The sequence below is a fragment of the Phocaeicola coprophilus DSM 18228 = JCM 13818 genome (assembly GCF_000157915.1).
Taxonomy (GTDB): Bacteria; Bacteroidota; Bacteroidia; order Bacteroidales; family Bacteroidaceae; genus Phocaeicola; species Phocaeicola coprophilus.
On the sequence record NZ_EQ973650.1, the window covers coordinates 332,176 to 351,083 of the forward strand.

Consider the following 18,908-nt stretch of genomic DNA (forward strand, 5'->3'; position numbering starts at 1 on the left):
CAAGGTGGAAGCCAAAGGCAAAGACCGTGACGAGATAGCGTTCTTTGCCAAGTTCGTGCTATGCTCCAACAACGAGTATCTGCCTGTTATCATTGATGCAGGTGAAACACGCTATTGGGTGCGCAAGATAGACCGTCTGCAATCCGATGACACAGACTTCCTGCAAAAGCTGAAAGCTGAGATACCTGCCTTTCTGTATTACCTGCAATACAGACAACTTTCCACCGAAAAGGAAAGCCGTATGTGGTTTGCGCCCTCTTTGCTGCATACCGAAGCCTTGCAGAAGATTATCCGCAGCAACCGCAACCGATTGGAGATAGAGATGTGCGAACTTATCCTTGACATTATGGAAAGTGTCGGCACGGACACATTCTCGTTCTGCCACAACGACATTCTTCTTTTGCTGGTACATTCGCAGGTAAAGGTGGAGAAGCACCAAGTCAGAAAGGTATTGCAGGAATGTTGGAAACTTACTCCTGCCTCTAACGGGCTTACATATACCACTTACCAATTCAATTACAATCGGGAGTGCCGATATGAGCCGATAAAAAGAGTCGGTCGTTTCTACACCGTCACAAGGGAACAACTTGAATCCCTGTAATACTATTCTTTTTTTGTTGAATTGATGAATAATGATATAACCATACTGATAATAAACAGCATACACTCTCAACAAATTCTCAACAATCGAAAAGAAAAGTTGAGAGGGAAACAGCATCAGTTTGTTGGATTCTCTATTTGTGAGTGGTTTGTTGAGAAGATGTTGAGAATATAAAGCATTAACGTATAGGACAATACATATCTCATTCATCAAATCAACGTTTTTACAGTCATCATCAAATCCATAGAAATTATATCATGAACATCCAAGAAGCAAAACAAATCAAAATTGCGGACTATCTGCAAAGTTTGGGTTATTCGCCCGTAAAGCAACAGGGAAACTGCCTGTGGTATAAATCCCCGTTCCGTCAGGAAACGGAAGCCTCGTTCAAGGTGAACACCGACCGCAACCTGTGGTTCGATTATGGACTGGGAAGAGGTGGTAACATCATCGCACTTGCAGGGGTACTGTACGCATCCGACCATGTGCCTTATCTGCTTGGCAAGATAGCGGAACAGGCACCACACATCCGTCCCATATCTTTCTCTTTTCGCCAGCAGGCATCCGAACCGAGTTTCCAACATTTGGAGGTGGGCGAACTCACCCATCCGGCATTGCTCCGATACTTGCAGGAACGGGGCATAAACATCGCTTTGGCAAAGGCGCAATGTAAAGAGCTCCACTTCACCCATAACGGCAAGCCCTATTTCGCCATCGGTTTTCCGAATGTGGCGGGAGGATTTGAAGTGCGTAACCGTTTTTTCAAAGGCTGTGTCGCACCCAAAGACATCAGCCATATTCGGCAACAGGGAGAAGCGAGAGAGAAATGCCTTGTATTCGAGGGCATGATGGACTATCTTTCATTCCTCACGTTGCGGAAGAGGAACTGCTCGAACTTGCCCGACCTTGACAGGCAGGATTACGTCATCCTCAATTCGACCGCCAATGTTTCCAAAGCTATAGATGTGCTGCACGGGTATGGACGTATCCACTGCATGCTCGACAATGACGAGGCGGGAAGAAAGGCGTATCGGGAATTGGAAAGGAAGTTCGCCGGACGCATCCGCGACTTCTCCGACAACTACAAAGGGCATAAAGACCTGAACGATTACCTGCGTGGAATCCGGCAGAAATTAGCCGTTAGTCCACCGCTAAGAACTATCGTAAAACCCAAGAAGAAAGGGTTGGGATTATGACATCCCGAATGAGAAAAACGGGAGATGCCCGAAACTCATTCCTTAAGGATTGGGAGGTAGCAAGTTTGTGTTTCGGGTGTACCGAAACCGCTTGCCACCCACCATCCAAATTGCAGGAGGTGGCATCCCGTCGGTCTATACAGTTGAATCAGTAACCGAATTAAAAGGAATAAAATATGGAACAGACAAAGGAACACAAGGAACGCAACAAGGGAGGTCGCCCCAAGAAGGAAGCAACCGAGAAACTGAAATACCGTATCGCAGTGAAAATGACGGCAGCCGACTACTTCCGCCTGCTGACACGATCGCATGAGGCGGGCGTATCACCAAGCGAGTACATGAGGGAATGTTTCCGTAACGGTCATGTGAAAGAACGGCTGTCGGAGGAACATGCCGGATACATCCGCCAACTCTGCGGCATGGCTAACAATTTCAACCAGCTTGCGCGTAAGGCAAACGCCGGAGGCTTCCACGATGAACGGTGGGACTGCAAGGTGGCAGTGGCAAGGATTCATGAACTTATAACCAAGATAGGGATATGATGGCGAAAATCGTAAAAGGAAGCGACTTCAAGGGTGTGGTGGATTACATCATCGACAAGAAGAAGGATACGCAGATAGTAGCAAGCGAAGGCTTGTTTATGGAAAATCTGGAAACTATCGCCATGAGTTTCAATGCCCAGTCACGGATGAACGATAAGGTGACAAAACCTGTCGGACATATCGCGTTGAGTTTTTCCAAAGAGGATGAGTTACGGCTGACGAACCGTATCATGGCAGGCATCGCGCTCGAATATATGGAACGGATGGGAATCAAGAATACGCAGTTCTTCATCGCCCAGCATTTCGACAAGGAGCATCCGCACGTGCATATTGCTTTCAACCGCATAGACAACAACGGCAATACCATATCGGACAGGCACGAGCGTCTGCGCAGTACCCGCATCTGCAAGGAATTGACCTTGAAATACGGCTTGCATATGGCTGGCGGAAAGGACAATGTCAAACGCAACCGCCTGAAAGAGCCAGACAGGACGAAATATGCGCTTTACGACATCATCAAAATGGAAGTCGGCAGATGCGGCAACTGGAACGTGCTTATCGCCAACCTGAAACGGCAGGGAGTGGAAGTACATTTCAAGCATAAGGGGCAGACCAGCGAGGTGCAGGGTGTTGTATTCTCCATGAATGGCTACCATTTCAACGGCTCCAAAGTGGACAGGCGTTTCAGTTATTCCAAGATTGACGCGGCTTTGCAGCACAACAGATGCAGGGAACGTATGGGAATAACAGCCGGAATATATGAAACGGCTACACCAAGCGCACCGTCCGGCACGGCACAAAGCGAGTTGTTCAACGGCTCTTGGGGATTGCTAAAAAGCAGTGGCTCATCTTATAACGCTGCTGATGCGGAAGCCAATCAGGAAATGGTGGATATACTTCGCAGAAGGAAGAAAGTTAAGCGCAAGAGAGGTGTTGGGTTCTAATATTCTGTACTAATCCAATTCTCACGACACTTGCGCTCTATATTCATTCGGAGTGTAACCTACCTCTTTCTTGAACAGTCGGGTAAAATGTTGCGGGTACTGAAAACCGAGATTATAGGCGATTTCATTAACGGTGTCGTCTGTAGATGCAAGTTCCGTCTTGGCTATTTCAATAGACTTGTCATGAATGAAATGCAGGGCGGTTGAACCTGTTTCTTTTTTCAATAAATCACTGAAATAGTTGGGCGAGAGGCAGAGCTTGTCTGCACAATACTGTACAGTGGGCAAGCCTATCCGTTTAGCAGCCCCATCATGGAAGTATTCGTCAAGCAACCGCTCAAATCTTGCGAGGATGTCTCGGTTTTGGTTGTCGCGTGTGATGAACTGGCGGTCATAGAAACGTGTGCAGTAATCAAGGAACGTCTTGATGCTGTCTGTGATGAGGTTCTTGCTGTGACGGTGTATCGGATGGTTCAATTCATATTGAATCTTGTGGAAGCAATCCATGATGATTTGCCGTTCTTCCACACTAAGGTGCAATGCCTCGTTTGTCTCGTAGGAAAAGAACGAATATTCACGCATTATCCGCCCGAGAGGTGTATTCCGCAGCAGGTCGGGATGGAACATAAGCAGGTAGCCATCTGGTTGGAACTGCATGCCGTCATCTTCCGCACCGAACACCTGTCCGGGCGCGATAAATATCAGTGTGCATAATTATTCCTAAGTCTGTGAAACCGGAACGCATGAAGCAGAATCTCGACATATTAGACTTCACCCTGTCGGCCGACGACATGGCACGGATAAAGACGCTGGATACCGACAAGCCTTTCTTACTCGGCTCGCACGAAGATCCAGAAATCGTAAAATGGTTCATGCAGTACAAAAACGCCTGAACATCAACAACCATATTTCGATAGCCGCTATCGACTATATTAAGAAGTTATTCGTATATGCCTTTATTGTAATCCGTCATGTACTGAGTAAATGTTTTGCCTGTTTGCTGTTTGAAGAAGCGCATGAGATGGCTCGGATCAGAGAAATTGAAATCATCCGCCATTTCACTGACAGTGCGGTTGGAGAATAGCAATTCGTTCTTCAGTTCCTCAAGCAGACGTTGTTTTATCAAATGGGTAGCTGATACTCCGAATTGGGCTTTTACTGAGTTATTGAGTGTGATGCGACTGACATGAAGCATGTCTGCATATTCCTGCACCCGCTGGTGGGTGCGGATATTCTGTTCCAACAAGTCCTTGAACCGAAAAGCGAAATTGTTTTTAGCAATTTCAGCGGGCAAGCAATAGGCGGCAGCGTATGTACGATTGATAATCAGCAAAAGATAATATAGTAAGGAAACAATGATATTGTACGTATCGGACACTGGATTCATCAGCTCATACTTAATCTTTCCGAGCAGCCGCATATATTCCTTCATTTCGTCATGTGTGGCATTGATGTAAGGCGGCGTATCTGTCTGGTAACAATACAAAAGGCGAAAAACGAAGAACTTGTCGGCGATAAAAGTACGCATGAAATCTTCGCGGAATATAAGGAACGTGTAATCCAACGCCGTCTCATCTACATGCCACTCTTGTTGCTGATGGGGTGAAAGCAGGAGAACCATGCCGTCGCGCAGTTCAATCTTGCGGAAGTTCAGTAGCAAATATCCGTTTGCCTTACGGAAAAAGTAGAAGCTGAAGAAGTCTGTCTTAAACCGCTTGTTTTCTGTCAGCACAAGTCCGATGTCCTTGTTTATGGCAGTATTGATGTAAAAATCCACGCCGCAGCGTGTCTTGTTGAACGGTACGCTGACCAGTCGATCAGGGTTGATTATCTCGTCCATATCCTTGTCGTTTTTGCAAAGATAATAATTTCATTTATCAAAATGGCATAATTACCGTTTTTTCAGGCATAGATGTTTCGCCGGATTCTTCCGAACTTTGCACCCGTAATCAATAACAAGACATATAGTCATGAAAAAGACATCCACAGTACAATTGGTGCGCAATGCCACCTTGAAAATCAGGTATGCGGGACACACCATGCTAATTGACCCCGTTTTAGCCGACAAAGGCACTTTGATATCGGCCCTCGGTGTGAATAAAACACCGAGGGTACACCTCACCATTCCTATTCAGGATATTATCGGAGGCGTGGACATGGTGCTCCTGACCCACAATCACATCGACCATTACGAGCCGAGTGTCCCCACACATTTGCCCAAAGAAATTCCTTTCTACGTTCAGCCCCAGGACGCGGACGCCATCAGAAACGACGGATTTACAAATGTGATACCCATCGAAGAAATAAAAACAATAGACGGCATATCCATTTACCGCACGACCGGACATCATGGTTTCGGGCAGATCGGGCAGATGATGGGACCTGTATCAGGTTATGTGCTAAAAGCCGAGGGCTTCCCGACCGTTTATATAATGGGTGACTGCCGATGGGAAGCATGTATCCGAGACACCGTGGAACGGTTCAATCCTGACTATATCGTGGTAAACTCCGGAGGTGCAATCTTTCCCGAATTTTCCAAAACGGACGGTCCTATCATCCCCGACGAGAACGAAGTGATGCAGATACTTGACGAATTGCCTTCGCATATCAAGCTGATAGCCGTACACATGGATGCCATCGACCATTGCCAGACCACCCGTGCAATTCTGCGCAATGAGGCAACGCATCACGAAGCCGACATGAGCCGGCTGATTATCCCGGAGGACGGAGAAACAGTTGTGTTATGAGTGTCTGCATTAAATCCCTGATAAAAAACATGAACATAGTGGTAGGGTGCACTATAGGATGCCCTTACTGCTATGCCCGTAACAACTGCCGCCGTTTCCACATTACCGACGACTTTTCCGTGCCTGAATACATGGAACGAAAACTGCGCATCATCGATACGTCCCGTCCTCATGTGTGGCTCATGACAGGAATGAGCGATTTCTCCGATTGGAAGCCTGAATGGAACGCAGAAATTTTCGAGCGGATCAGCAGCAATCCCCAGCACGCCTATATCTTTCTGACGAAGCGCCCTGACAAAATCAGTTTCTCCTCTGACGACGAGAACGTATGGATGGGCGTGACCGTCACGCGCAGTTCCGAGAAAAGGAGGATTGATGATTTGAAAAAGAATATCAAAGCACGACACTACCATGTCACGTTTGAACCTCTCTTCGATGATATCGGCGAGATTGATTTCGATGGAATTGACTGGATTGTCATAGGCACAGAGACCGGAAACCGAAAAGGAAAGTCATATTCGCGCCCCGAATGGGTGCTTAGCATTGCAGAACAGGCAAAGGCTCATGGCATACCGGTGTTCATGAAAGAGGATTTGCTGCCGATTATGGGCGACGAAAGAATGATTCAGGAATTGCCGGAACAATTTACCATACGAATACAATGAATATGGATACAATAAAGGAAATAGATGTAAAGAGTGTAATGACCAAATCCTCTCTGCCGGTGGGAGGATATTCGGTCAACCCTTATGTAGGGTGTCCCCACGCCTGCAGGTATTGCTACGCATCGTTCATGAAACGGTTCACCGGGCACACCGAGCCGTGGGGTACGTTTTTAGATGTAAAAAACTGGAAGCCGATAACGAATCCTCATAAATACGACGGTGAACGTGTTGTAATAGGGTCTGTGACGGACGGTTACAATCCGTATGAAGAAGAATTCCACCGTACCCGAAGGCTGCTCGAAGAGCTGCGAGGAAGCGATGCCGAGATTATGATATGCACAAAGTCCGATCTTGTCCTTCGCGATCTCGACCTGTTGAAGAGTTTTCCCAAAGTGACTGTGTCATGGTCTGTCAATACGCTCGACGAGCAGTTCTGCGCAGATATGGACAACGCCGTAAGCATTGAACGCCGTCTGAAAGCGATGCGTCAGACATACGAGGCAGGTATCCGCACCGTATGCTTCGTCTCGCCCATATTCCCCAGAATAACAGACGTGAAGGCAATAATAGAGGAGGTAAAAGATTATGCTGATTTAATCTGGCTTGAAAACCTGAATTTACGCGGGCAGTTCAAAGGCGGGATAATGACGTATATCCGTGAGAAGTATCCTGACCTCATACCGCTTTACGAGGAAATTTACAATAAAAAAAGGCTTGAATACTGGCAGGCATTGGAGCAGGACATTTCAAATTACGCCAAGGAGCAGGGCTTCCCGTATCGTATAAACGATCTGCCATACGGACGCTCGGAAAAAGGCAAACCTGTCATCGTAAACTACTTCTACCACGAAAAAATACGATTGACAAAATGAGGCTATGCCGGACTGATGCAGAAAAGTTGTAGCGCGGATAAAAGCACCATGTATGTGGATAATATCCGGCAATCTTCCGAGCGTATGCGGGAGATGCTCAACACGCTGCTGGATTCCTTCCGTCTGGACAACGGCAAGGAGCAACCCAACCTTTCCCCTTGCAGGATTTCCGCAATCACGCATATTCTTGAAACGGAGTTCATGCCCATTGCCATGAACAAGGGGCTGACTTTGATAGTGGAGAGCCACACCGATGCGGTGGTTTTGACCGACAAGGAACGTATCCTGCAAATCGGCAACAACTTGTTGTCAAACGCCATCAAGTTCACGGATAACGGTAGTGTATCATTGGCAGCGGATTATGATAACGGTTTGCTGAAACTTATCGTTGAAGATACCGGTACGGGCATGACCGAAGATGAGCAACAACGAGTATTCGGTGCATTTGAACGTCTTTCAAATGCCGCCGCAAAAGACGGCTTCGGATTAGGATTGTCCATCGTGCAGCGTATTGTGGCGATGCTCGGTGGAACTATACGCTTGGAAAGCGAGAAAGGCAAAGGGAGCCGCTTCACGGTGGAAATTCCCATGCAGACAGCCGAGGAACTGCCGGAACAGACAATTCAAGCGCAAATGCGCCATAATCATATCTGCCATGATGTGATTGCCATCGACAATGACGAGGTACTTCTCCTTATGTTGAAAGAAATGTATGCCCATGAAGGGATGCACTGCGATACCTGTACCAATGTTTCGGTACTGATGGAGCTGATACGAAAAAAGGAATACAGCCTGCTTCTGACGGATCTGAATATGCCTGAGATAAGCGGTTTTGAACTGCTGGAACTGTTGCGCTCATCCAATGTAGGCAACTCGAAGAGTATTCCCATAGTCGTGACAACCGCTTCGGGCAGTTGCAGCAAGGAGGAACTTATAGGGCGTGGATTTGCCGGATGCCTGTTCAAGCCGTTCTCCATATCCGAACTGATGGAGATTACGGATAAATGCGCATTAAGCAGCATATTGGATGAAAAGCCGGATTTTTCCACTCTGCTATCTTATGGCAATGAATCCGTCATGCTGGACAAACTGATAGCGGAAACCGAAAAGGAAATGCAGGCGGTCAAGGATGCAGAACAGCGTAAAGACCTCCAAGAACTGGACACACTTACACACCATCTGCGAAGTTCATGGCAGATTCTCCGTGCCGACCAGCCATTGAGGGAACTTTACGCCCAACTTCATGGAAGTGCCACTCCAGATGACGAAGCGATATGCAAAGCGGTGACCGGCTGTGCTGGATAAAGGTGCTGAAATTATCCGGCAGGCAAAAGAAGAAAGGAAAAATACGAAAATGGATAAAACAAGAATCATCGTGGTGGAGGACAATATCGTGTATTGCGAGTTTGTCTGCAACCTGCTGGCACGGGAAGGATTCCGTACCGTGCAGGCTTACCACCTCTCGACCGCGAAGAAACTTCTGCAACAAGCCTCAGACGGGGACATCGTGGTTTCTGACCTACGACTACCCGACGGTGACGGCATCGACCTATTACGATGAATGCGCAAGGAAGGCATGACACAACCGTTAATCATCATGACCAACTATGCCGAAGTGCATACGGCAGTCGAAAGTATGAAACTCGGCTCGCTGGACTATATCCCCAAGCAGCTTGTGGAGGATAAACTTATGCCTCTGCTTCATACCATCCTGAAAGAACGGAGTATCGGACGAAATCGTATGCCCGTTTTTGCCCGTGACAGTTCCGCCTTTCAGAAAATCATGCAACAGATAAGATTAGTTGCCCCTACTGATATGAGCGTGCTGATATTCGGAGAGAACGGCACGGGCAAGGAGCATATCGCCCACCATCTGCATGATAAGAGCAAAAGGGCAGGGAAACCGTTTGTGCCTGTGGACTGCGGTTCACTCTCCAAAGACCTTGCGCCCTCGGCATTCTTCGGACATGTCAAAGGCGCGTTTACGGGTGCGGACAGCACAAAGAAAGGATACTTCAATGAGGCAGAGGGTGGCACATTGTTCTTGGATGAGGTAGGCAATCTCGCATTGGAAACCCAGCAGATGTTACTCCGTGCCATACAGGAACGGAGATACCGCCCTATAGGTGACAAGACGGACAAGAGCTTCAATGTCCGCATCATCGCCGCCACCAACGAGGATCTGGAGAAAGCGGTCATTGAAAAACGTTTCCGACAGGATTTGCTGTACCGTTTGCACGACTTCGAGATAACTGTTCCGCCCTTGCGTGACTGTCAGGAGGACATCATGCCGTTGGCGGAGTTCTTCCGTGAGATTGCCAACAATGAATTGGAATGTAGCGTGACTGGGCTCGATGCGGAAGCCCGTAAGACATTGCTGACCCATCCGTGGCCGGGTAATGTCCGTGAGCTTCGGCAGAAGATAATGGGCGCGGTGTTGCAGGCACAGACGGGAGTTGTCATGAAAGAGCATCTGGAACTTGCCGTAACGAAACCGACCTCACCTGTCAGCTTCGCCTTGCGAAACGATGCGGAGGACAAGGAACGCATCTTACGCGCGTTGAAGCAGGCAAACGGAAACCGCAAGGTTGCCGCCGAATTGCTCGGAATCGGACGTACAACGCTGTATAGCAAGTTGGAAGAGTATGGATTAAAGTATAAATTTCAGCAATCATAGCCCGCAACTTGCCGAAAATAGAAGTAACGGTTAAACCGGATTATTCAGCGAAGATAAAAAACGTCCTGTGATAAAAATCATGGGACATTTTGATGTGTATCCGATTTTTATTGCTACTTTTGTACCAAGACGAGAGACATTGACAGCAACTCACAGCAGAACGTAGAAATAGACAGGGTTGCCAAATCATTACCTCATTTTTACCTTATCCTCAGAACTGCTTGCTAATAAAGTGGTTATAAAAATCTTCCAGAATTACAATAAATCATTGAATAAACGAATAAAACCTTCAGATTAAAAACGTTCTAAACTTCCGCCGGTGAAAATTGGAAGCAGAACCGGGCCCTCCGCCGGGCTGTCGTTTTCTTGCCGGATACCTTGGACCGGTGTTGTTTTGTCCCAATTGTACAAAGCAATTTTGCGTATATTTCGCTTGAAAACTAAGGATATTCTGATCAGCTGACATGAGAAAGTTGATTGATTACCTGATGGAAATCAATCAACTTTCATTAGGAAATTTATCGACTTCCTTATGGAAGTCGATAAAAAGCTGAAGAATGTTCGATAAACTTTATCTCATGTTCGGACCTGATCCGTTCGAGGGTTTGAGAGATGGATCAGTAATCTCTGTATGTTTCCAGGCTGCAAGAACGGCAATGGTCGGCGGCCTGTCCCGGAAATTCAGCTTATAGAACCAGAATGGCAGGAGGAGAATCATTGGATTGCCAGGATTGGAATTCCAAATTAGGAAAGAGAGATGCTCCTTGTCCGGTGATCCAGTTATTGAGAAGATTGGTTATTTTATAGGATGTCTGGTCTGTGAAATAATACGTTATGTTCATAATAGTGCCAGATCCCTTTTTCCCGATTCTTGTTGTGCCTTCGGGGTAGTAGCAATATTCGATGGTACATTTGTTTATTGTCTGATAGCAGAATGCATAGCATGTGGTTTTTAAACCTATGCAGTAACAATTGTAAATATTGCCTGAATTGCATGAGTGACAGAGCATGCCCTGCGTTTTGCTTCCCAGATCACAATTGGCACTGTAACTGTTGAGAAGAAATCCCTGGTTTACTCCAATAAGTCCTCCAATGTGTGCCACAGAGGCTTCTGTGTAAAAATCTTCCGTGGTACAATTGGCGATATATCCTAAATTATTGGATGCAATGCCTCCAACTTCTTTTCCTTCTGCATTGGCTGTTTCTGTGATAGATACATTTTTAACGCTGCAATTGGTGATTGTTCCCCAGTTTTCTCCAGCAATGAAGCCTATGCCTGTTTTTTCGCAAATGTGAATGGAGGAGTTCTGTATATGCAGGTTTCTAACGATACCGTTTTCTCCGATGCTTCCGAATACTCCAAACCGGTTTCGTTCTTCCGGAGTAGTTAAAGTCAGATTGGATAAGCAATATCCTTGTCCGTCAAAGATATCTTCAAATGATGATTGTTTTTGTGTATTGCGATATGCGATTCCAATTTCCATCAGCTGACTGCATTCTTCCGGAGTAAATTCAATGTCTGCACACAGCCTGTAGATGTTTCTTCCGTTTTCTTCGGTCCGGAATTCATCCAGACTACGTCCTTCGTAAGCCTCTCCGTTGATGAGATGGGTAAAGGCGATGAAATCTGCAGCCGTATGAATCCCTTGTGTGTCAGCATTCGAAAGAATGCGACAGGAATACGACGTACCTGCGGCGAAATGGCTTTCGGGCATGGATGTTTCATAGCTTTTTCCATCAGTTGTTTGTATGCAGATGTCTATTTTCAGATGTTCTGAGGGAGGAATGATCAGTGAATAGTTTCCGTCTTCGGCTTTGTTCAGTGTGACCGACTGCGGATTTTCTGTTGTTTCCATACTCAATGCTCCCGTCCGATGGTTCAGACCGGTTATGAGAACTGAGGGACGGAACGTAATGTTTTGCAGGGTTTGGTTGATTCCTGCTGCTACATGAAAGGTGATACAGGCAAAAAGATGTTTAAACGTCAGGTTGATCCGGTCACCTTTCCGGCAATTTTGCCGGTCGTACAGGATATCTTGCAGCTGTCCTTTGCCGTCATAAAAAAGTTGAGGATCCGTGTCGATATAAGGTGTATAAACGGTAAGTTCGGCTGCATTTCCATTTTCATTCCAGACGTCGGGCAGCTCTCCTTCCCAGAATGTACCGTTGTAAGTCATGAGAACGTTGTCGGCTTCCATCCCTCCGGTGCTGAACAGGGAAAGCCTGCTGCCTGCAGGAAGTGTTGCGGCGGAGGTTCTTGATTCCAGGAAGCCGGAGTATTGGTTGCCCGAAATGAGAATGGATGGCGACGGAGTGAAACTTTCATCACTGGAGCATCCGAAAACCAATGAAAGCAGAAACAGGCAGAAAAGGCAGGAGGGTTTTATGGGAAAGTAACTTCTAGGGCATGTCATAAGGCGTTTTTCTTTTAAAAACGCAAAGCCTTATTCAAAGATACCTTTCAGACTAAAAAAAACGTTGCCGGGCTCTCACAGCCAGGCAACGTCTATGATTAATACAAATACAACTAAACGAGAATCTTCTATACTATATTAAATAGAAAGGATTATACAATACCCTGAGCCATCATTGCATGAGCAACTTTCATGAAGCCTGCGATATTTGCACCTTTTACATAGTTGATGTAGCCGTCAGGCTCTGTACCGTATTTAACGCATTGCTCGTGGATATTATGCATGATCTGATGTAATTTCTGATCAACTTCTTCTGCCGTCCAGCTCAGATGCATGGCGTTCTGACTCATTTCCAGTCCGGAGGTTGCTACACCACCTGCATTGACTGCTTTGCCCGGTGCATACATCATCTTGTGTTCGATGAATGCGTCGATAGCTTCCGGCGTACATCCCATGTTGGAAATTTCGCCTACGCACAATACTTTGTTCTGGATCAGCTGAGCAGCGTCTTCTCCGTTCAATTCATTTTGAGTTGCACACGGAAGAGCGATATCTACTTTAACTTCCCAAGGACGTTTTCCGGCAACAAAAGTAGCACCCGGGAACTTTTCTGCATACGGAGCTACGATATCGTTGCCCGAAGCACGCAGTTCCAGCATATAGTCAATCTTTTCACCGCTGATACCATCCGGATCATAAATGTATCCGTCAGGTCCTGAAATAGTAACCACTTTGGCTCCCAGCTGGGTTGCTTTCGTTGCAGCTCCCCATGCTACGTTACCGAAACCGGAGATTGCCACCGTCTTGCCTTTGATGTCAATACCCTTTTCGTCAAGCATATGTTTCACGAAATAGAGTCCTCCGAATCCCGTAGCTTCCGGGCGGATCAGAGAGCCTCCGAATTCCAGTCCCTTGCCTGTGAAGGTTCCGGTGAATTCGCGGGTCAGCTTCTTATACATTCCGAACATATAACCAACTTCACGGCCTCCAACGCCGATGTCACCGGCAGGAACATCCATATCAGGACCTACATGACGCCAAAGTTCCAGCATGAATGCCTGGCAGAAGCGCATGATTTCCGCATTGCTCTTTCCACGTGGAGAGAAGTCTGAACCGCCTTTTCCGCCGCCCATCGGCAGAGTGGTCAGTGCATTCTTGAAAGTCTGTTCAAATCCGAGGAATTTCAGGATAGAAAGATTGACGGAAGCGTGGAAACGGATACCTCCTTTATAAGGGCCTATGGCATTGTTGAATTGTACGCGATAACCTAGATTTGTTTGTACTTCACCTTTGTCGTCTACCCATGTCACACGGAATGTAAAGATACGGTCCGGTTCTACCAGGCGTTCAATGATTTTTGCCTTTTCGAATTCCGGATGCTGGTTGTAAACAGGCTCGATGGAGAGCAGAACTTCCTTTACGGCTTGCAAATATTCCGATTCACCTGGATGTTTGGCTTCCAGGGAAGCCATGATTTGACTGATGTTCATACGTCGTAATGTTATAAGGTTTAACAAAATGAAATCTTTTGTATCTGCAAAGTTATGCTTTTTCGTCGCATGACAAAATGTTTCGGCCGGTTTTTGTGCTAAATAATGATAAAATGTATAGTCTCTCATTTCGGTATTGCAAAACTCACGGGAATTTCCGTTCTTTGCATAGAATAAGCTTAAATCCTGCTATATGCTCACAAAATTAAAATTGAACCGCTTCAAAGATACCCAATTCGCCAATCTGATGACGAAACGTATCTTTAATGTCTTGTTGGTTGCCAATCCGTACGATGCATTTATGCTGGAGGATGACGGTCGGATAGACGAAAAGATCTTTATTGAATATATGAACCTCAGCCTGCGTTATCCGCCGCGTTTCACGCAGGTTTCTACGGAAGAAGATACCTGGAGACAACTGGGAAATACAATGTTTGATCTGGTAATCTGTATGCCCGGATCCGACAACAGCGATACGTTTGATATCGGACGTCAGATCAAGGAGAAATATCCGCATATTCCGCTGGTTGTTCTGACTCCTTTTTCCCACGGCATCCGGGCGCGTATGGAACATGAGGATCTGAGTATATTTGAATATGTATTTTGCTGGCTGGGAAATACGGATCTGCTCTTGTCCATCATCAAGCTGATCGAGGATAAGATGAATCTGGAGCATGATATCAATGAAGTTGGCGTTCAGATGATCCTGCTGGTGGAAGATTCCATCCGTTTCTATTCTTCTGTCCTGCCGAATCTTTATAAGTTTGTCCTCACCCAGAGTCAGGAGTTTGCCACGGAAGCTCTGAACGAACATCAGCGGACGTTGCGGATGCGCGGCCGTCCCAAGATTGTACTTGCCCGTTCGTATGAAGAAGCAATGGACCTCTATGAAAGATTCAAAAACAATATTCTGGGAATTATTTCCGATGCCCGTTTCCCCCGTGAAGGGGCCGTTGATTCGCTGGCCGGCATTAAACTGTTGGGAGAGATCCGCAAGAGTGATCCTTACATGCCGCTGATTCTTCAGTCGGCAGAGGAGAGCAACCGTGCCTATGCTTCCCGGCTTGAAGCTTCTTTCATCGATAAGAATTCCAAGAAAATGAATATCGATTTGCGGGATGCTGTTTCGCGGAATTTCGGTTTCGGCGATTTTATTTTCATCAATCCGCGTACGATGGAGGAAGTAGCCCGCGTTCATAATCTGAAGGAATTGCAGAATGTTATATTCTCTGTTCCGGCTGAGTCCCTGCAATACCATATTATACGCAACCATGTATCCCGCTGGCTTTATTCCCGGGCTATTTTCCCTGTGGCCGAATTCCTGAAGCAGATTCGTTGGGAAGGTCTGCAGGATATCGACGCTCACCGGAAGATTATTTTCGAAGCCATCGTGAAATACCGCAAGATGAAAAACCAGGGAGTGGTGGCTGTGTTCCAGCGCGACCGTTTCGACCGCTATTCCCATTTTGCACGCATTGGTGACGGATCGCTGGGAGGAAAGGGACGTGGTCTGGCTTTCATCGACAACATGGTGAAGCGTCATCCTGAATTTTCGGAGTTTGAGAATGCTTCAGTAGTTATTCCCAAGACCGTGGTGCTGTGTACCGATATCTTTGATGAGTTCATGGATACGAATCTTCTTTATCAGCTGGCTTTGAGCGATGCCGATGATGATACCATTCTGAGAGCCTTTCTGAAAGCCAAACTTCCCGACCGTCTGGTGGAAGACTTCTTTGCTTTCTTCGATGTAGTGAAAGCTCCGATAGCCATCCGTTCGTCCAGTCTTCTTGAGGATTCGCATTACCAGCCGTTTGCCGGTATCTATTCCACCTATATGATTCCTTATCTGGAAGACAAATATGAAATGCTCCGTATGCTGAGTGATGCGATAAAAGGTGTGTATGCTTCGGTTTATTATCGTGACAGCAAGGCTTACATGCAGGCCACCAGTAACGTCATCGACCAGGAAAAGATGGCCGTTATTTTGCAGGAGGTAGTCGGAACCCAGTATGGCGACCGTTATTATCCGGCCATATCGGGAGTGGCCCGTTCCATCAACTATTATCCGATCAATGACGAAACGGCTGAAGAAGGTACCGTCAGTCTGGCACTGGGACTCGGCAAGTATATCGTTGACGGCGGACTGACTTTGCGTGTCTGTCCGTATCATCCGGACAAGGTGCTTCAGACCAGTGAAATGGAAATAGCCCTGCGCGAAACGCAGACCCGTTTCTATGCGCTTGACTTGAAGAACAACGGACATAACTTCTCGCTTGATGACGGATTTAATCTCCTGAAGCTTACCGTAAAGGATGCCGAAAATGACGGTGCCCTCGATTATATTGCTTCCACCTACGATCCGTATGATATGGTGATCCGTGACGGAATCTATCCGGGCGGCCGTAAGCTGATTACTTTTGCCAATATCCTTCAGCATGATGTCTTTCCTCTGGCACGCATTCTTCAGCTTGCCCAGCAATACGGACAGGCAGAAATGAGGCGTCCTGTAGAGATTGAGTTTGCTGTTAACTTCGATGCGCGTACCAAGAGCGGTGTCTTCTATCTGCTTCAGATTCGTCCGATGGTTGATGTGAAGGCCGGACTTGATGAAGATCTTACCCAGATACCTGATGACCAGTTGCTGCTGAAGAGTGAAAATGCCCTGGGACATGGTATTATGGAAGATATCAGCGATGTGATCTACGTGAAGACGGAAGGCTATTCGGCTTCCAATAACCAGTTGATTGCTTATGATATAGAGAAGCTGAACCGCCGTTTCCTGGATGAAGGGAAGCATTATGTGCTGGTAGGGCCCGGCCGGTGGGGCAGCAGCGATACGTGGCTGGGGGTACCGGTCAAATGGCCGCATATCTCAGCGGCCCGTGTCATTGTGGAAGCCGGACTGACTAATTATCGGGTAGATCCCAGTCAGGGAACTCACTTCTTCCAGAATCTGACTTCATTTGGAGTGGGGTATTTCACCATTAATGCCTATATGAATGAAGGTATTTACAATCAGGAATTGCTGAACTCCATGCCGGCTGTGGAGGAAACGAAGTTCCTGCGCTGGGTACATTTTGACCGTCCGCTGACTGTGAAGATGGACGGCCGCAAGAAACTGGGAGTCGTGGTACTGCCGGAAGAAGAATAAGAACGAAAGAAGCTGTTATATAATAAGGAGGCGGGCAAATGTCGGTGGATGTTTGCCCGCCTCGGGCTTTTAAAAAAAGACTTCGACGAATGCAATAAAACGTTTCGGCGTTCGAAGGAAAAGAATTCGACGTTTTTTAAAAAGCCCGAAGGGGAACAGGCACCGTGAAAAAGTGTATTTGGAATAATTTTCTAAAATAAGAAAAAAAGATCAAAAAATGTCCGTAATTTTTTGTCTGTTTTTCATATGATGTGAAAAATAGAACAAAAGTCGCAAGAATAGACCTTGTAGGTGTATTTATTTCCCTCTTACTTTGCACCCGATTTGAAAAGGAATAACTATTCATTAATTATTAAACATTATTTCATCATGAAAAAAACATTATTTATTGGCTTATTCTCTATTGCTTTGGCCGGAGGTGTGCTGACTTCCTGCAGCAACGATGATGATTCATCTGTCGTATCTCCGATCACACAGACTAAAACTTATGCGGATGCCAACGGGCTGACTCTTACATATAGCGGTGCCCCTATGCTGGGCAAGCAGGTTGTCTTTACACCGGATGCAAATGACATTACCAAGGCAACGTTGACTTTATCAGGTGCTCAGACAACTTCTCCGTTGAGTGATAATGCTTCCGGTCTGGCTACGGCAGGTGTCATTCCGGGCGAAGTAAGTACTACCATTGATGTAGACCTGACAATTAAAAACGATACGGTAACCTTTGCCGGAGAAGAAAACCGGGGAGGATATACTTTGAAATATCAGGGATCAGCTACCGATGCTTCTTTGAATCTGGCCTTGAATGTGACTTTTGTTGAAACTGCCTGGACCAATACTTCCTGGCAATTGCTTCCTCCGGGAAATCTGTTCAGTGGTGATCCGATGCAGCCTATTCATATAGTATGGGATGCAGAGCCATTTGATTTTAATGGATCTCCTTATGAAATTCAGTCATTGATTACTTTGGCTATTAGTATGACTCAAATTGAAGGAAACACCATTCCTAAAATGCTTTGTGGAGTATTAAATAAGGTAACTTTTCTTTCTGACGGAAATGTTCAGGCTGAATACAAGGATTCGCTGAATGCAACAGAGTGGAAGACTTCACCTTTGAATCTGGCTACTTATACTGTGCCTGAACCCAATAGGATCCGTTTGTTCCTGAATCCGGCACAAATTGCAGCAACAGCTTCCGGTAAGAGCCGTGCCGGTATGACGGATGTTCTTTCACAGCTGATGGCTGCTGTTACTCCGATGCTTTCCGAAGGAATTCTGATTACTTTGGACAAAGGTGAAGAAGGTGTGCTGAAAGCTTATCTGGATACAGAAACTCTGCTCCCGATTCTGAAGATCGTAGCACCGCTCTTTGAAGATGAAGCAGCAGTGGAACAGATTCTTTCTATGTTGAAAGCTCAGGCTGGTGAGATGGCCGGAATGGTTGATGTATTCTTGAAGCCGGCTCTGGTTGCGATGCCGCAGATTATTGGTTCAACAGAAACCATTCAGATTGGTATCAAGATGCAGGCCGCTCAATAAAACAATAAGAAAAGACCGCAGCCATTTCCGTTTGGGGAGAGGCTGCGGTCTTTTTTGTATTCTTACGTGT

General features: G+C 46.5%; 13 protein-coding genes and 3 pseudogenes. 12 read left to right on the forward strand and 4 right to left on the reverse strand.

Going from position 1 to position 18,908, the window contains the following annotated elements; genetic code table 11:
• The 4 genes and pseudogenes from BACCOPRO_RS18600 to BACCOPRO_RS15830 all read left to right on the forward strand — a co-directional run.
• A pseudogene (locus tag BACCOPRO_RS18600) lies at nt 1-601 on the forward strand (primase-helicase family protein); the annotation flags it as partial.
• A gap of 257 nt (nt 602-858) precedes the next feature.
• Complete coding sequence (locus tag BACCOPRO_RS15820) at nt 859-1,797, forward strand: DUF8464 domain-containing protein (protein WP_008145216.1); 939 nt, start codon at nt 859-861, stop codon at nt 1,795-1,797.
• A 176-nt stretch (nt 1,798-1,973) separates the two neighbouring features.
• Complete coding sequence (locus BACCOPRO_RS15825) at nt 1,974-2,339, forward strand: MobC family plasmid mobilization relaxosome protein (RefSeq protein WP_008145222.1); 366 nt, start codon at nt 1,974-1,976, stop codon at nt 2,337-2,339.
• The gene (locus tag BACCOPRO_RS15830; protein WP_007560543.1) at nt 2,336-3,283 is read left to right on the forward strand and encodes a relaxase/mobilization nuclease domain-containing protein; all 948 of its coding nucleotides are present in this window, start codon (nt 2,336-2,338) and stop codon (nt 3,281-3,283) included. Before BACCOPRO_RS15825 ends, BACCOPRO_RS15830 begins: the two co-directional genes overlap by 4 nt.
• A gap of 21 nt (nt 3,284-3,304) precedes the next feature.
• Here the strand turns inward: BACCOPRO_RS15830 and BACCOPRO_RS15835 are convergent, their stop codons facing one another.
• On the reverse strand, nt 3,305-3,940 hold the full coding sequence (locus BACCOPRO_RS15835) for a helix-turn-helix domain-containing protein (RefSeq protein WP_224201639.1): 636 nt from the start codon (nt 3,938-3,940) through the stop codon (nt 3,305-3,307).
• Between the two features lie 47 nt (nt 3,941-3,987).
• On the opposite strand from BACCOPRO_RS15835, the gene BACCOPRO_RS17920 reads away from it, so the two are divergent.
• Nucleotides 3,988-4,176 carry a hypothetical protein gene (locus tag BACCOPRO_RS17920; protein ID WP_005775886.1) on the forward strand — a complete coding sequence of 63 codons (189 nt, stop codon included), beginning with the start codon at nt 3,988-3,990 and terminating at the stop codon, nt 4,174-4,176.
• Between the two features lie 47 nt (nt 4,177-4,223).
• Here the strand turns inward: BACCOPRO_RS17920 and BACCOPRO_RS15840 are convergent, their stop codons facing one another.
• The gene (locus BACCOPRO_RS15840; protein ID WP_004329302.1) at nt 4,224-5,123 is read right to left on the reverse strand and encodes a helix-turn-helix domain-containing protein; all 900 of its coding nucleotides are present in this window, start codon (nt 5,121-5,123) and stop codon (nt 4,224-4,226) included.
• Between the two features lie 130 nt (nt 5,124-5,253).
• On the opposite strand from BACCOPRO_RS15840, the gene BACCOPRO_RS15845 reads away from it, so the two are divergent.
• From BACCOPRO_RS15845 to BACCOPRO_RS15865, 5 genes and pseudogenes are all read left to right on the forward strand, one after another.
• Entirely contained in the window at nt 5,254-6,030 is a 777-nt protein-coding gene (locus BACCOPRO_RS15845; RefSeq protein WP_004329300.1) for an MBL fold metallo-hydrolase, read from the forward strand.
• Nucleotides 6,027-6,695: a radical SAM mobile pair protein A gene (locus BACCOPRO_RS15850; protein ID WP_040311589.1), complete on the forward strand. Its 669-nt coding sequence runs from the start codon at nt 6,027-6,029 to the stop codon at nt 6,693-6,695. Before BACCOPRO_RS15845 ends, BACCOPRO_RS15850 begins: the two co-directional genes overlap by 4 nt.
• A complete protein-coding gene (locus BACCOPRO_RS15855) occupies nt 6,692-7,567 on the forward strand; it encodes a radical SAM mobile pair protein B (RefSeq protein ID WP_004329298.1) in 876 nt (291 codons plus the stop codon). The genes BACCOPRO_RS15850 and BACCOPRO_RS15855 overlap by 4 nt, the downstream gene beginning before the upstream one ends.
• Nucleotides 7,568-8,929: pseudogene (locus BACCOPRO_RS15860) on the forward strand (sensor histidine kinase); the annotation flags it as partial.
• Nucleotides 8,922-10,244, forward strand: a pseudogene (locus BACCOPRO_RS15865) (sigma-54-dependent transcriptional regulator). The pseudogenes BACCOPRO_RS15860 and BACCOPRO_RS15865, both read left to right, overlap by 8 nt.
• 686 nt (nt 10,245-10,930) lie before the next feature.
• On the opposite strand, the gene BACCOPRO_RS15870 reads toward BACCOPRO_RS15865, so the two are convergent.
• Nucleotides 10,931-12,658 (reverse strand): fimbrillin family protein, encoded by a 1,728-nt coding sequence (locus BACCOPRO_RS15870; RefSeq protein WP_081446955.1) that lies wholly within the window; start codon nt 12,656-12,658, stop codon nt 10,931-10,933.
• Nucleotides 12,659-12,810: 152 nt separating this feature from the next.
• Nucleotides 12,811-14,148 carry an NADP-specific glutamate dehydrogenase gene (gdhA, locus tag BACCOPRO_RS15880; RefSeq protein WP_022277096.1) on the reverse strand — a complete coding sequence of 446 codons (1,338 nt, stop codon included), beginning with the start codon at nt 14,146-14,148 and terminating at the stop codon, nt 12,811-12,813.
• A gap of 193 nt (nt 14,149-14,341) precedes the next feature.
• Between gdhA and BACCOPRO_RS15885 the strand changes: the two genes are divergently transcribed.
• Together BACCOPRO_RS15885 and BACCOPRO_RS15890 are read left to right on the forward strand one after the other, a co-directional pair.
• Nucleotides 14,342-17,299 (forward strand): PEP/pyruvate-binding domain-containing protein, encoded by a 2,958-nt coding sequence (locus tag BACCOPRO_RS15885; protein WP_008145242.1) that lies wholly within the window; start codon nt 14,342-14,344, stop codon nt 17,297-17,299.
• A 369-nt stretch (nt 17,300-17,668) separates the two neighbouring features.
• Nucleotides 17,669-18,838 carry a DUF4925 domain-containing protein gene (locus BACCOPRO_RS15890; protein WP_008145244.1) on the forward strand — a complete coding sequence of 390 codons (1,170 nt, stop codon included), beginning with the start codon at nt 17,669-17,671 and terminating at the stop codon, nt 18,836-18,838.
• The last annotated feature ends 70 nt before the right edge of the window (nt 18,839-18,908 follow it).

Coding starts and splice junctions, on each gene's coding strand:
- BACCOPRO_RS15890 (WP_008145244.1), top strand. CDS start 17,669: ATGAAAAAAACATTATTTATTGGCTTATTCTCTATTGCTTTGGCCGGA.
- BACCOPRO_RS15820 (WP_008145216.1), top strand. CDS start 859: ATGAACATCCAAGAAGCAAAACAAATCAAAATTGCGGACTATCTGCAA.
- gdhA (WP_022277096.1), bottom strand. CDS start 14,148: ATGAACATCAGTCAAATCATGGCTTCCCTGGAAGCCAAACATCCAGGT.
- BACCOPRO_RS15835 (WP_224201639.1), bottom strand. CDS start 3,940: ATGCAGTTCCAACCAGATGGCTACCTGCTTATGTTCCATCCCGACCTG.
- BACCOPRO_RS15885 (WP_008145242.1), top strand. CDS start 14,342: ATGCTCACAAAATTAAAATTGAACCGCTTCAAAGATACCCAATTCGCC.
- BACCOPRO_RS15840 (WP_004329302.1), bottom strand. CDS start 5,123: ATGGACGAGATAATCAACCCTGATCGACTGGTCAGCGTACCGTTCAAC.
- BACCOPRO_RS15855 (WP_004329298.1), top strand. CDS start 6,692: ATGAATATGGATACAATAAAGGAAATAGATGTAAAGAGTGTAATGACC.
- BACCOPRO_RS15825 (WP_008145222.1), top strand. CDS start 1,974: ATGGAACAGACAAAGGAACACAAGGAACGCAACAAGGGAGGTCGCCCC.
- BACCOPRO_RS15845 (WP_004329300.1), top strand. CDS start 5,254: ATGAAAAAGACATCCACAGTACAATTGGTGCGCAATGCCACCTTGAAA.
- BACCOPRO_RS15850 (WP_040311589.1), top strand. CDS start 6,027: ATGAGTGTCTGCATTAAATCCCTGATAAAAAACATGAACATAGTGGTA.
- BACCOPRO_RS15870 (WP_081446955.1), bottom strand. CDS start 12,658: ATGACATGCCCTAGAAGTTACTTTCCCATAAAACCCTCCTGCCTTTTC.
- BACCOPRO_RS15830 (WP_007560543.1), top strand. CDS start 2,336: ATGATGGCGAAAATCGTAAAAGGAAGCGACTTCAAGGGTGTGGTGGAT.